Origin of the sequence: Dyadobacter soli, from assembly GCF_900101885.1 — a bacterium.
In the GTDB taxonomy this organism is placed as follows: domain Bacteria; phylum Bacteroidota; class Bacteroidia; order Cytophagales; family Spirosomataceae; genus Dyadobacter; species Dyadobacter soli.
This window is the reverse complement of the sequence record NZ_FNAN01000019.1, coordinates 35,819-49,798: the sequence shown is the minus strand read 5'-3', so window position 1 is coordinate 49,798 and position 13,980 is coordinate 35,819. Positions and strand designations below refer to the sequence as shown.

Genomic DNA, 13,980 nt, shown 5'->3' with positions numbered 1-13,980 from the left:
GGTGCAATACCGCCAACCAACGTTATTTAATATTCAAATAGGGCACATCGGCATAATTTTGGTGCTCGATCTGTCCTACATCAAAGGGAACTCATGATGGAAATCGGAACGATCAAGGCGGTACATATATATACCCACCGGCGATTATATGTTACGGCCGAGCTGGAATTGAACCTGAAAGGAGTAAAATATACATTTGGCGGGCGCGACGTTTTTGTATCCGGCATGAATGGCGGCGGGTCCGCGGACGCCCCGTATCTCGGCCGGTTTCTTTTCAGATGCATGGAAATCTGTCACGTCGATAACTGGGATCAGCTAAAAAGCTCTAAGGTCCTGGTCGAAATACAGCACGGCAAGGTGGTTGCCATCGCCAACGTTTCGGGCAGCAACTGGTTTAACCCTGCGAAAGAATTCGAGGCGATGGAGCAGGAAAAAGAGCAGATCGAATCTGCATTCAGGGATAACCCCAAGTCTTAATAGCGCTAACACCCGGTATTCCACACAAAACCGGTAACCTCTTGCCCGCCCCCTATTCCAGCCGCACCTCATAAGTACCATTCTCGCATTTCTCCGGCACCGCCAGTTCGAGATGCTCTTTCTGGTTCACACGAAGAAAATTCTCGATCGCAAGTACCGCATCATTTTCCGACTCCGTCCCCGACACCGTCAGAACCACTCCCGGTTCCAGCCGGCCCGTCTCATCACGATTTGTTATGCTTGGCATGTTTTGGTTTGGTTTTTAGGTTGAGAAGTGGTTTTAAAATTATGCCAGGGTTCACCGAAAGAACGAAGTTTTACATATATTTAACCCGGAAACCCGCTGTAACCAAGCATTTCCGGAACGTTTCTCCATCGTTAGCCGAAATTCGGCATCTAAATCTAACTTTTATGAAGAAACCAGCCGTCATCCCGCAGGCACCCACTGCATTCGAAAAAAAGATCAATTTTCAGCGAATCATCCAGAAAATGAGGGATGATAAGGAGGCTGTAAACCGGTTCTTTGACGGCGAAATATCCGGAGAACAATTACATGCACGAGGGATTAAATTCGTTAAGGCCTTATAGCTATCGGGAAACCGGATTCAATGAAGAGGTTTCCTACCAATTTCCCAGAAGATCGATACTGGTTATGTTCGGATACCCGGGATCGCAGGCCGCGTCATCGAAAAGTCATTTTCAGCAAGTGGTTTAAAGAGTTTTGCGAGATTTTCCGACTGCATGTTACGAGGATGTCATTGAGCATTCCTTCGGAAGATGAATCTGCAAGCGTTTATGTCTGTATGTTTGTCCCACCCACTTCACCTGATATTGTAACTATCAAAGATGCATTTGTTGATATACGCGACGAGCTTATATCCAAAGGCCATCCTCCTACGACAACAGAATTTGAATGCCATGAATAAAGCCGGACATCCAAAAATGCCCGGCTCTCTTCTATCCTTTTACTATTAACATTCTACTTTCGAAACCACCTCATGGAATCCTTCCCGGTGTGGTGGAGCTACCTGGCACGGTCGACGACGGTACGGTCGTACTTTGCGGCACTTGTGACGGACTGGTTGTTGCGCCCGGAATGGTGCTTCTTGGTACGTTGCTATTGTTCGGGTTTGTGCCTTGTTGCAGATTGCCCGGAGTGGTTGTGCGCGGAACGGCGTTCGGGTCGGTCGGGGTTACGGGAACTGTCGATGGCTGCGTGGTAGAGCCTGGCGTCGTTACGCTGCCTGGGACGGTGCTGGATGGCACGGTCGATGGCTGCGTGGTGCTGCTTGGGACGGTGCTATTGGGCACGGTCGATGGTTGCGTGGTACCACTCGGCGACGTAGTGGTGCTGCCGGGCCTCACTCCTCCGGGGAGTTGCGACGGCTGAACGGTGGCACCGGGAACGGTTTTCGGTTGCGTGGTATTGCCCGGGTAGGTCGATGGCTGTGTTGTGCTTGGAACCGTAGCGGGCTGTGTGCTCGAAGGCGTGGTCGCGGGTGTGGTTGTCTGCGCAAAAGCGGCACCGGTGCCCAATGCGGCACTGCCTAAAATAGCTAACGCAATGATATTCAACTTCAAAGGCTTCATGACAATGTATGTTTGGTTGATGAATATTTCAATTATGTGGTCAGATTAGAAAAGAATCGTACCAGAAACGAATATGTCTCAAACACCCCCTTAAATAGACGTTTTTACACGCGTTGTTTCCCTGTTTTTTTCGGGAGTTTTGTATAAACTAAATCCAGACACCAATGGAAAAACAATTGGAAAGCATGGCCGGCCGCTTGGAAGAAAGCCTCGCAACGCACCGGGTCGTATCGGAGGAAGAATGGACCAAAGCGCGGAAAGACCTGCTCAAAAAGGAAAAGGAGCTCACCCGGCTGAACGACGAACTCGCCCGTCAGCGGCGCGCATTGCCGTGGGTAAAGGTCGATAAATCCTACGTTTTTGAAAGCACGGAGGGAAAAGCCTGGCTATCAGACCTTTTCTATGGCAAGAGCCAGCTCATCGTTTACCACTTCATGTTTGCCCCGGAATGGGAAGAAGGTTGCCCGGGCTGTTCGTTCCTGGCCGACCATATCGACGGCGCCAATCTCCATTTGCAGCACCACGATGTGTCGGTGGTAGTGGTATCCCGGGCGCCCCTGGAAAAGCTGCTGGCATTCAAAAAGCGAATGGGATGGAAATTCAACTGGGTGTCGTCGAATGGCAGCGATTTCAACTATGATTACCACGTTTCATTTACCGCCGAGCAGCTCAAAAACGGCACGATCTACTACAATTTCGAATATGCCCAGCACGATGAAGGCACCGAATCGCCGGGGACCAGCGTGTTCTACAAAGACCGGACAGGTAACATTTTCCACACTTATTCCAGCTATTCACGCGGCGGCGACATCCTCATCGGCGCGCACAATTACCTGGATCTAACGCCCAAAGGCAGAAATGAAGACGGTATCATGGATTGGATGCGCCATCATGACAAATACGAAAATTTCAAAGACGATGCGGGCAGTTGCTGCCATTAGCAGCAGCATTCCGCGCCTGTTCAGATATTTTGCATTTATCTTTTTTCGTATTATTATATTCGGCCTGATCAAGATTTATAATTTTTTTATTCGCAACATAGGGAAAAGTAGTCTTTAATTGTCTGGTGGGGGTAATTCTAAGTCAGCCCTTTTGACGCCCGACTGATGACTGCTTTTCCGCTTAACCCACTGGAAGAAGATTTTCCCGGTCAGCACCCGGAAAACCGCGACCACGCCAAGTCAGAGGCCATCGTTCCCGATGACGAATGGCTCTTGCGCAGGCAATTTGCCGAAGATCCGGAGAAAGGCTGCGAGCTGCTTTTCCGGCGTTATTATGTGAACCTGTGCAACCACACGATCCGCTTCGTCCATTCCAGGGAAGTAGCCGAAGACATTGTCTCGGAAATTTTCACCACCTTCTGGCAAAACCAAACCTACCGGCAGGTAACTACTTCCTACCGGGCATATCTCTACAAATCGGTTCGTCACCGGGCTTATAATTACCTCAAATGGCAGGTACGCTTTCAGCATTCCGCCGAAGAGCCCGTTCACCTTTCCGAAAGCCCTAGCCCGCACGAGGTACTGCAATACTCCGAGCTCCACCAGAAAATCGAGCTCATCATCCGCGAACTGCCTGCGCAATGCCGCCGCGCCTACATTCTGAAGCGTGTCGAAGGAAAAAAATACGACGAGATAGCGCAGGAAATGAAGATCAGCGCCAAGGCGGTGGAAGCACTCGTCAGCCGGGCGCTCAGCCGCCTGCGCAAGGAATTGTCCGCGCATTGGGTCCTGTTCATTATGCTCTTTTTCTGCTGATACACACCATGAAGGAATCTGTGATCCGATTACTGCTATTTGACTTTTTTGAGGGAAAAACAACGTCCATTCAGCGAAAAATGATCGAGGAATGGCTGACGGAGGAGCCTAACCAGGAGCTTTTCTACCGATACCTCGACGAATGGGAAAGTGAACGTCCGCAATTCGGCCCCGATAAGGAAACCGCGCTCGAAAGTTTCCGCTCGGTACTGGCGGGAGCCGACAAAACGGACGCGTACACCCCCGAAACGGAGCAAGAAAGGCCGTTACGGAAGCGCCAATGGCTCTGGCTGGCGGCCGTAATATCGCTGGTGGCTGTTGGTCTCGCATTTCAGAAGCAAATCCTCTACAAATCACTGGATTCGGGCCCGGGGAAGCGGGTAACCCATCGCCTTAGCGAAGGGACCGAAGTGCTTTTGAATGCCAATTCGAGATTGCTTGTACCCCGGTTCACGTTTTTGGGTAATGCGCGGGAAGTTTTTCTGGACGGCGAAGCGCAGTTCAAAGTGACGCACACCCGCAACAACGACCGTTTCGTCGTCAAAATGGGCGACCGTTACCGGATCGAAGTACTCGGTACCGAGTTCGTCGCATTCTCGCGGGCACGCGGGAAGCGGGTATTTCTCAAAGAAGGCAAGGTAAAACTCGGCCTACCCGAGGGCCGGCAGATCTACATGAAACCCGGAAATCTGTTTGTTTCCGGTAAAAATGGTTCTTACAAAATGACGGCCCCGGCCGACACCCGGCCTTATACAGCCTGGAAAGAGCAGACTTTCTATTTCAACAACACATTACTGTCGGACGTGGCGCTGCAAATCAGCGAGCAGTTCGGTATGCAGGTACGTATAGCGGACACGTTACTGGCGCAGCGAAGGATCGGCGGTATTTACAAGGCCGATCAGGTGGACGATTTGTTGCAGATTTTGTCCGAACTCATGCAAATAGAGGTCATCCAGAAAGAAGACCACATTGAGCTAGCTATTCCTAAACCTTAATAATATGTCGAATCAATTACTTACCAAATCAGGGCTGGCACTAATCGCGCTGCTGATGGGCAGGGAGGCAATTGCACAAAATGTCGCTTTTGTGCAGCCTGCCCGCCTCTATCAGGACCGGCAAACCGGCCCCGAGACCCAAAAGCTGAAAGAAGCACTCCTCGAACTGGGCAAAAAGTATCAGGTCAACATTGTATTCGAAGAATCCACCGTGCAAGGCATTTCGATCGCGGTGGTACCCGAAGCGGGGAATGTCAAATTCGAGAAAAAGCTGGAATCGCTGCTGAGTCCCAACAACCTGGAATTCAGGAAGTCGAGGAAAGGCACCTACCTGATTATCAGGAAACAAGCCCGCAAATCGCCTGCCGAACAATCCCACACCAGCGAAGTAATGCAGCTGACGCCCCTGGCCGGGACATCCGCGTCTACCAGCGCGCAGCCCTCGGTAACGGGAGTGCAAATCGCGGCTATTTCGGTGAAAGGCAGGGTATTCGACGCCAAGGGAGATGGCTTGCCCGGCGTGAGCATTGTCGTAAAAGGTACCAACCGGGGCGTCACCACCGACGCTTCCGGGGATTACCAGGTGACCGTGGACGACGCCAGCTCGGCATTGATTTTCAGCTTTGTGGGTTTCGCCAGCCAGGAAGTAGTGGTGGGTAACCGCACTACCCTGGACATTGTAATGGTCGAAAATGTGAATGCGCTGGACGAGCTTGTGGTGGTAGGTTACGGCGAGCAATCGCGAAAGGACCTCGTCGGGTCGGTGGGCGTGCTGAGCCGGAAAAACTTCGGGGATGTGGGCGTGAGCAATACTTCCCAGCTGTTACAGGGTAAGATTGCAGGCGTGCAGGTGGTCAACAACAGCGGCGTGCCCGGTGCCGGTGCGCAGATCGTCGTGCGCGGGACCGGCTCTTTCACCAGCGCCGCCCCGCTCTACGTCATCGACGGTATCCAGAGCGACGCCACGATGTTCAACTCGCTCAGTCCCTACGACATCGAGTACATCAGCGTGCTGAAAGACGCTTCTTCCGTAGCCATTTACGGTGCGCAGGGAGCCAACGGCGTAGTAGTAGTGACCACCCGTTTGCCCAAAACCGGCAAGCCGCGGGTCACCTACAATGGCTATGTGGGCATTTCCAAACCGTGGAAACAGTTCGATATGCTCAATGCGCAGCAGTACACCGACCTCGTGAAAGAATGGTACACCAATTACGGTCAGCCACTCCCGCCACGCCTGGCCACACCGGAAGCCAACATCACCAAGACCGACTGGCAAAAGGAAATGTTCCGCACCGCGAAAATGACCGAGCACCATATCAACATCGGCGGCGGCACCGAGCATGTTACTTACAGTTTTTCAACCGGTTATACCAAACAGGAAAGCCAGGTCGTGGACCTCAATTTCACAAGGGCCAACTTTCGTTTCAATCTCGAAGAATTTATCGGCAAACGCATTAAACTGGGCCAGCAGCTCAATATCCGCTACCAGGTATCCGACGGCAATACCGCCAACATCCTGAACGGCCTTCGCATGCCGCCCTACATTTCGGTTTACGACCCTACCAACCTCCTCGGCGGCTACGGCATCGCCACCAGCGCCAAGGATGGCAACGACTCTCAGAATCCGCTGATTATTCCTAACCTTTACGACACCAAGAACCGCAACCTGAACAACTACCTGCAACTCTACGGCGAGCTCGATATCATCGAAGGCCTGCGGTTCCGCACGCAGTTCGGGGGCACTTACAATTTTAACCAGAACTACTCTTATAACCCCACCTACGCCGGCAACCAGCTGGTTACGCAAAGCCAGATTTCGGAGGGTTACGGGTACAACCTGAGCTACATTCTTGAAAATTATTTTACCTACAACAAACAATTCAAAAACCACGGGCTGACCCTCACGGCCGGTAATTCCTACCGCGACGGCTATTTGTCGAGGTCGGTGAACCTGGTGGGGAGCAATTTCGCCAATACCGAAATCCACCAGATCGGCGTGGCTAAAACGGTGAATTTCAGCTCGGGGGCCGCCAATTCCAACTCGCGCTTTATCTCCTATTTCGCCCGTGTGAATTATAATTTCAAAGAAAAATACATTCTCACGCTCACCGGACGCCGGGATGCCACTTCGCTTTTCAGCAAGGACAACCGCGTCGGCTACTTTCCATCGGCCGGTTTGGGATGGCGCATTTCGGACGAGGCATTCATGAAAAACATCCCGTTCATTTCCGACCTGAAACTGCGGACCAGCTGGGGTAAAACCGGCAATTCGAACATCGCAGGCTTCTCCTATCAATCGACCGTCTGGACGGGCTCCGGCAACAGCGTGGTGTACCCGCTCGGACCGAATGAAACGCTGGTAAACGGCGCCACGGTGACGGTACCCTCGACGCCTAACCTCAAATGGGAAGAAACATCCACCATCGACGTCGGCCTCGACGCGACATTTTTTCACAACCATTTCAGTGTGAGCGCGGGTTATTACAACCGCAAGAACAAGGATCTGCTCGTGGAAGTACCGGTAGCATTATCGACTGGCTACGGCGGCGTGAGCGGCGCTTCGGCCAGCCAACTGATCAACGCGGCATCCGCATTCAACAAGGGGTTTGAATTGACATTGGGCTACAATGGCACCAGTAAAGACCTCCGTTACAGCATTAATGTCAATGGCGCTTACAACAAAAACCAGGTTACCTCATTGGGTACCCAGGGTGCCGTTCCCATCATTGCAGGGGCATTCTACTCCGTCCCGGCCATGTCGCGCACCGAAGTAGGCAATCCGATCGGCGCTTTTTACGGCTATAAATACGACCACGTGGCGATCGACAATGCGGATATCGAAAAGTACAATGCCCTGGCGCGGCAAAAAACCGGTGACCCGAATGCCGTGTATCAGGCCGGCTTGCTTCCAGGTGACCGCATTTTCCAGGATGTCGACGGCGACGGGCAGGTTACCCTCACCGACCAGACTTTCCTCGGCAGCCCTATTCCCAAACTGACTTACGGCGTGGACGTCAACCTGAATTATAAGAATTTCGACTTCATGGCGACATTGCAGGGCGTAGCCGGCATCGACATTATCAATGGTACCAAATACTACCTGGAAGGCGTAGCCCTGCCATTCAATACCAAAACCACCGTGCTGAACCGCTGGCAAAAACCGGGCGACATTACCGACATCGCCCGCGCGGGACAGAACTACGGTACGGCCGCCAATCTCCGCAACTCATCATGGTATGTCGAAAATGGTGCCTACGCACGTGTACGTAACGTGACGCTCGGGTACACCGTCCCGGGCGCGAAGATCAAACCGGCGACGGCCAGCATTGTTTCCAGCCTCCGCGTGTACCTCACCGCGCAGAACCTGTTCACATTCACCAACTACTCGGGTTACGACCCCGAGGTGACCGGCAGCGGCAGCTTCATTTTCGGAAGGGGCATCGATACCGGCCAGGTACCGCAGCCACGCACATTCATGCTCGGCTTGCAACTCGGGTTCTAGACAAACATTCAAAGCTTCTTTAAACAGAAAGACATGAAAAGGATTAAGCTATTTCTGTGCACAGCAATGCTTCTTACCGCTTGCAGCGACAGCCTGCTCGACGTCAAGAACGAGAATACCTATACCGACGAAACCTATTTCAAGACCAAAACGCAGTTCAACGAGGCCATCATCGCCACCTACACGGTGTTCAGCCACATGGGCATGATGTCGCGGGAATGGTATTTTATTTTCGACCTGCTGGCCAATGAAGCCGAGCGTTCCAGCGCATTGGTGGGTACAGAGCTGCAACTCACCGATTACAGTTTTACCAATAATAATGAGGACATCGTAGGCCTCTGGTCATCGCTTTACCGGATGGTTTTCCGGGCCAATCTTGCATTGAAAGTCATGGAAACCTGGCAGCCCGCCGACGCTTCGGAAGAAACTTTGAAGAAACAATACATTGCCGAAGCGCATTGGCTGCGTGGTTTCGCCTATTTCAACCTCGTAACCAACTGGGGCCGCGTGCCGCTGAAAATGACTTATGATGATTCCAAAACGAATTCCAGTCCGCGGGCTTCCGTGGAAGAGCTCTGGAAAGTGGTAGAAAGCGAATTTAGCCTTGCCGCCCCGGATCTGCCGGTAGAATATCCCGCCGATCAGAAGGGACGCGCTACCAAAGGCGCCGCAATCGGCTTCCTCGGCCGGACCTATTTGTTCCAGAAAAAATACGACCAGGCCATTACCGAGCTGACCAAACTCACCGCCGCGCCATTTACCTACGCATTGGACCCCAGCTATGACCATTTGTTTGGGGAAGATAATATCAATACACCCGAGGTGCTGTTTGCCGTAAACCATACTTATACCACTTCCAACACCCAATACTATATGTTTGGCGGCTGGGAAGGCGAAGACGGCAAGACTTTCCACACCGGCCGTGCGCAAGAATACGGTTTCAACGACTGGGAAAACGTGACCATTTCCAATGCGCTCGTAGCCGCCCACAAATACAACGAACCTGCAACGGGCGCCGCAGGCTACCTTGACCCGCGGGCAGCCCTGACCTTCTACGGCAGCAAAGCCAACGGAGGCGACACCGAATACTGCGACCATTGCTCAGCCGGCGCGATCCCGTTCCCGTTTGATTTTTACAGCAACCGGTACCGCAAATACGAGCCCTACGAGTTTCAGAAATACACGGAGGCGCCCATGAGCGGCATCAACACGCACGTCATGCGCTATGCGGATGTGCTCCTTATGCTCGCGGAAAGCCATATTGAAAAAGCCTCGCGCGACATCGCCAAAGGCACTTCGTATATCAACCAGGTGCGCAACCGGCCGAGCGTGAAGGCGAAAAACTACCCGTCGTCGCTGAGCCAGGCCGACGCGCGCACCGCATTACGCCGTGAACGCCGGATCGAGCTGGCGGGTGAACAATCGCGCTGGTTTGACCTCATTCGCTGGGGCATTGCCAAGGAAACGCTCAATACCGAACACCCGGCGGGGCCCGGCCAGGAGCCGTTCCTCGACAAGCACGTGCTGCTGCCCATTCCGATTGCGGAAAGGAATTCCAATCAGGCGCTCGCCGCGGATGTCGCTAACGACTGGAACTAGCCGGTGATGACAGCATTCAAAATTGGTTTCATGGCGGCATGCTACTGTTTGGCGGCATGCCTGGCATCTTTTGGACAAAAAAGTGTGGTACCTGAAACTGCCAACGGGCGGTATTCCGTCACTTTGAATGGGCAGGTGATGAAAATCGACCCGGCGAAAGGTGGACGCATTACTTCGCTGACAATGGACGGAACGGACTTTCTGACCGACAGCACCGTGAACGATTTCAACTGGGGATCGACATTCTGGCTGAGTCCGCAGAGCGACTGGAACTGGCCGCCCTCGCCGGAAATCGACAACAAGCCGTACCAGGCGAAAGTACAGGGTAATGCGGTAGTGCTCACAAGTATGAAGGACCGGAAAAGCGGAATAGTTGTGATCAAGGAAATTTCCAGCAATGCGGATAACCAGTCATTCAACCTGAAATTCACCATTCGGAACGAGTCGGATCGCGAGCAGCGCGTCGCGCCCTGGGAAGTCACGCGTGTACATACAGGCGGGACCGCATTTTTTCCAAAAGGAAAAGACAATGCCCGTGGCGGTTTGCTAAGTTCGACGTCCGTTAGCGATGGTATTTTTTGGTATGTGTATCAAAAAGAAAAATTACCTGTAAAAGGCGACCGGCAGATTTACGCCGACGGCGCCGAAGGCTGGCTTGCGCAACTGAATGGCGACCGGATACTGATCAAAAAGTTTCCGGACATTACACCGGAGCAAACCGCGCCCAAAGAAGGTGAAGTTGAGCTCTTCGCCAGCGAAGTGACCGCGACCAATCCGGGATATGTCGAAATAGAACATCAGGGCGCATATACCGCGCTGAAACCCGGTGCCTCATTCGGTTGGATTACGACCTGGTTTCTGAGAAAACTACCCGCCGGCATCGACCCGTCGCCTGGCAGCCGCAGCCTGGTCGACTACGTCCGTAAAGTAGTAAAATAACTCGTTCGGTTACTTTATCTGACATTCGCAGCCATGCTGCAAACGATCCCTAATCCCTTATTCGAGAAGCAGAACCTCAACTTTTTATGATTGGAATTAACCAATTTCTAAAACCACCTTTTCAAAAGAAAACCGTCCTGATCCCCGTCGTCGCTGCCTTTCTGGGGCTTGTCGCCTACCAGACCCGCGAGGGCGACGACCGTTCGTGGAGCATTTACAAGGCCGATGCCGAGAGCACCAGCTATTCGCGGCTCGATCAGATCAATACCACCAATGTGCGCAATTTGCAGCTTGCCTGGACGCATTCCTACTCGGATATGAAGGCCGGCAGCCGCGGCGGAAGCAGCGAATGCAACCCGATCATCGTCGACGGCGTGATGTATACCACCTCAGCCAAGCATTGGGCCTACGCCATCGATGCCGAAACCGGCGAGCAACTCTGGCAGTTCGACCCGTTTGACGGCGCGGAAGGCGGAGGTGTGAGCCGCGGGGTTACCTATTGGGAAAATGGATCGGACAAACGCATTCTCTTCACCGGCGGCGATAACCTCTTCGCACTCGATGCGCGGACCGGCAAACCAATTCCCGGATTCGGAGAAAACGGGCGCGTAAGTATGAATGTAGGCCTTCGCGACGACCCTGCGACGATTTCGGTAATACCTACTTCACCCGGCATCGTGTTCAAAGACCTGCTCATAATGGGTGCCGAAGTTTCCGAACTGTACGGCGCACAGCCCGGCTATATCCGCGCCTACAATTGCAAAACCGGCAAGCTCGAATGGACTTTCCACACCATTCCGCTACCCGGTGAGCCCGGCTACGAAAGCTGGCCGAAAGATGCCTACAAATATGCCGGCGGCGTGAACGACTGGGCCGGAATGAGCCTGGACACCCGTCGCGGCATTGTGTTCCTGGCACTGGGCTCGCCTTCCTACGACTTCTACGGGGCCGACCGTAAGGGTGATAACCTCTATGGCAACAGCGTGGTAGCGCTGGATGCCGCCACGGGCAAGTATATCTGGCATTACCAGCTCGTGCACCACGATCTTTGGGATTACGACCTGCCCGCACCGCCTAACCTGGTGACTGTCAGGCGTGACGACAAAAACATCGACGCCGTAGCGCAGGTTACGAAGCATGGGTTTGTGTTTGTTTTCAACCGCGAAACCGGCGAGCCGCTATTCCCGATAGAGGAACGGAAAGTGCCCGCTTCCAATATCCCCGGCGAGTATGCCTCTCCTACCCAGCCTTTCCCATTGAAACCCAAGCCATTTGCCCGGCAATGGATGACCGAAGCCGACCTTACGCATTACACCGACGCGGGGCATGATTCGATCGTGAAGAAATTCCGTTCGATGCGGTATGAAGGGCTCTTTACCCCACCGGATCTCAAGGGCACATTGATGCTCCCGGGCACACGCGGCGGTGCCGAATGGGGCGGTGCGGCCTACGACCCTGCTTCCACGGTGCTTTTTGTTAAATCCAATGATTCCCCTGAAATCCAGTCGATGAAGAAGGTCGATTTGGACCAGGAAGCGAAAGACCAGACTGTTTTCGACCAGGGAAAAACTTTGTATATGACCTACTGCGTGGCCTGCCATGGTAAGGATAAAAACGGCGACGAACCAAACTATCCTTCGCTGATCGGCCTGCGCAACCGCATGACGCGCGAGGCCGCGCTCGACAAGATCAAAAAAGGCGGCGGCAAAATGCCTGCATTCGCTTCGGCCATTAAGGGGAAAGAAAAAGGCATCATCGCATTCCTCTACGACCGCCCGCAAAATTCCGACAAAGTAACCAAGCAGGAAACCGGCCAGACCCTAAAAGGAGCCGATAAATACTTGAACCTTACCGCTTACGGCCATTTCCGCGACCCGCAGGGCAACCCCGCATTGCGCCCGCCGTGGGGAACGCTCAATGCGATCAACCTCAGCACCGGCGACTACGAATGGCAAGTAACGCTCGGAAACGATGAGAAACGCCAGGAAAACGACGCTCCCGAAACCGGCCAGGAAGGTTCCGCAGGCCCGATCGTCACCGCCGGAGGCCTCATTTTCATTAGCGGCACCCAAGACCGCAAACTTCGCGCATTCGAAAAAAAGACCGGCAAACTGATCTGGCACACCACCCTCCCGGGCGTCGCCAACGCCACCGCCTGCACCTACATGAGCGGCGGCAAGCAATATGTGGCGCTGTCGGTGGGCGGCACGAAAGAGAACCCGTCGGGATCGGTGATGGCGTTCAGGTTGCCTTGATAATGATAAGGCCCCGGGGCTATCCGGGGCGTTACAAAAATGGATTTCTGATCAGAAGCTGGTCGTCTATCACCTGGCCGTCCTGCATATCTTCGGTGAAAAGAATCCCGCAGCCGCATTGCAGCGCAGCGGAGACAATCAGGCTGTCATAAAACGAAAATTTGTACCGAGCGGCAATTTCGCAAGCCTGTAAAACCGTTTCTCTCTGAATAGTAAAAAGCGAATTGTTAGTGCAATTTTCCTCAACGGCATGCTTCGCTTCGAGTTGCCCATAACCGAATTTCTTCAAAAGAATGTTGCAAAGCTCATTCAAGACCTGTGTGCTGATAAAAGATTCGTTCTCGGCCACCAGCATTCTCGCCGCGTTTTGCTTTTTCAATTCAGTACTCGAATAGGAGTAAATCAGAATATTGCTATCCAAAAATACCCGTTCATTCATTGGCCTCGTCCCGGTTAAACTTGTAGCCGCGCGTATCGATCGAAACCGCATCAAACGTAACAATCTCCCTTTTAGGACGTTGCACGTTCGCAGCCTCATCTTTTTCAAATGCAATCACTTCGATCTCCTTCCCGATATATTTTTCGGGAATATCAAATGAAATCGAAGGTTTGTCAGGTCTGACAGTCGTCCTTACCATGGTGTGATAGTATTTGTTTAAAACAACTATCTCAAATTTAACCAATAAAATCCACTCCTGTTCGAGTTCTACACCCGTTTCAAGCCACTAATGTGCAAAGTAACCGGATCAGTTATCAACGGTTGTTGTGCGAATCAAAACTACAAATGCATCATTCAGTAATGCGACGATCGGCTTTTTGATTCCTTGTTGTTTGAATTCTTGCTAAAACTACCTACTTTTACTATA

12 protein-coding genes are annotated in these 13,980 nt (G+C 52.7%); 8 read left to right on the top strand and 4 right to left on the bottom strand.

What is annotated here, in order from left to right:
• The first annotated feature begins 93 nt into the window (after positions 1-93).
• A complete protein-coding gene (locus tag BLQ88_RS27560) occupies positions 94-477 on the top strand; it encodes a hypothetical protein (protein WP_090156239.1) in 384 nt (127 codons plus the stop codon).
• A 52-nt stretch (positions 478-529) separates the two neighbouring features.
• On the opposite strand, the gene BLQ88_RS27555 is transcribed toward BLQ88_RS27560, so the two are convergent.
• Together BLQ88_RS27555 and BLQ88_RS36870 are read right to left on the bottom strand one after the other, a co-directional pair.
• Complete coding sequence (locus BLQ88_RS27555) at positions 530-724, bottom strand: hypothetical protein (protein WP_090156238.1); 195 nt, start codon at positions 722-724, stop codon at positions 530-532.
• Between the two features lie 749 nt (positions 725-1,473).
• Positions 1,474-2,067, bottom strand: coding sequence for a hypothetical protein (locus tag BLQ88_RS36870; protein ID WP_176885129.1), 594 nt, complete (start codon positions 2,065-2,067; stop codon positions 1,474-1,476).
• Positions 2,068-2,231: 164 nt separating this feature from the next.
• Between BLQ88_RS36870 and BLQ88_RS27535 the strand changes: the two genes are divergently transcribed.
• The 7 genes from BLQ88_RS27535 to BLQ88_RS27505 all read left to right on the top strand — a co-directional run bounded on the left by BLQ88_RS27535 (position 2,232) and on the right by BLQ88_RS27505 (position 13,114).
• Positions 2,232-3,008: a DUF899 domain-containing protein gene (locus tag BLQ88_RS27535; RefSeq protein WP_090156234.1), complete on the top strand. Its 777-nt coding sequence runs from the start codon at positions 2,232-2,234 to the stop codon at positions 3,006-3,008.
• Positions 3,009-3,173: 165 nt separating this feature from the next.
• A complete protein-coding gene (locus tag BLQ88_RS27530) occupies positions 3,174-3,824 on the top strand; it encodes an RNA polymerase sigma-70 factor (RefSeq protein ID WP_090156233.1) in 651 nt (216 codons plus the stop codon).
• A gap of 8 nt (positions 3,825-3,832) precedes the next feature.
• Positions 3,833-4,819: a FecR family protein gene (locus tag BLQ88_RS27525; protein ID WP_090156232.1), complete on the top strand. Its 987-nt coding sequence runs from the start codon at positions 3,833-3,835 to the stop codon at positions 4,817-4,819.
• Between the two features lie 4 nt (positions 4,820-4,823).
• Positions 4,824-8,321, top strand: a complete 3,498-nt coding sequence (locus BLQ88_RS27520; RefSeq protein ID WP_090156231.1) for a SusC/RagA family TonB-linked outer membrane protein — start codon at positions 4,824-4,826, stop codon at positions 8,319-8,321.
• A gap of 33 nt (positions 8,322-8,354) precedes the next feature.
• A complete protein-coding gene (locus tag BLQ88_RS27515; protein WP_090156230.1) occupies positions 8,355-9,920 on the top strand; it encodes a RagB/SusD family nutrient uptake outer membrane protein in 1,566 nt (521 codons plus the stop codon).
• A 6-nt stretch (positions 9,921-9,926) separates the two neighbouring features.
• Positions 9,927-10,859: a DUF4380 domain-containing protein gene (locus BLQ88_RS27510; RefSeq protein WP_090156229.1), complete on the top strand. Its 933-nt coding sequence runs from the start codon at positions 9,927-9,929 to the stop codon at positions 10,857-10,859.
• Positions 10,860-10,945: 86 nt separating this feature from the next.
• On the top strand, positions 10,946-13,114 hold the full coding sequence (locus BLQ88_RS27505; RefSeq protein WP_090156228.1) for an outer membrane protein assembly factor BamB family protein: 2,169 nt from the start codon (positions 10,946-10,948) through the stop codon (positions 13,112-13,114).
• Between the two features lie 31 nt (positions 13,115-13,145).
• On the opposite strand, the gene BLQ88_RS27500 is transcribed toward BLQ88_RS27505, so the two are convergent.
• A complete protein-coding gene (locus tag BLQ88_RS27500) occupies positions 13,146-13,553 on the bottom strand; it encodes a PIN domain-containing protein (RefSeq protein WP_176885128.1) in 408 nt (135 codons plus the stop codon).
• The gene (locus BLQ88_RS36865; protein ID WP_176885127.1) at positions 13,546-13,752 is read right to left on the bottom strand and encodes a hypothetical protein; all 207 of its coding nucleotides are present in this window, start codon (positions 13,750-13,752) and stop codon (positions 13,546-13,548) included. Before BLQ88_RS36865 ends, BLQ88_RS27500 begins: the two co-directional genes overlap by 8 nt.
• Between the last annotated feature and the right edge of the window lie 228 nt (positions 13,753-13,980).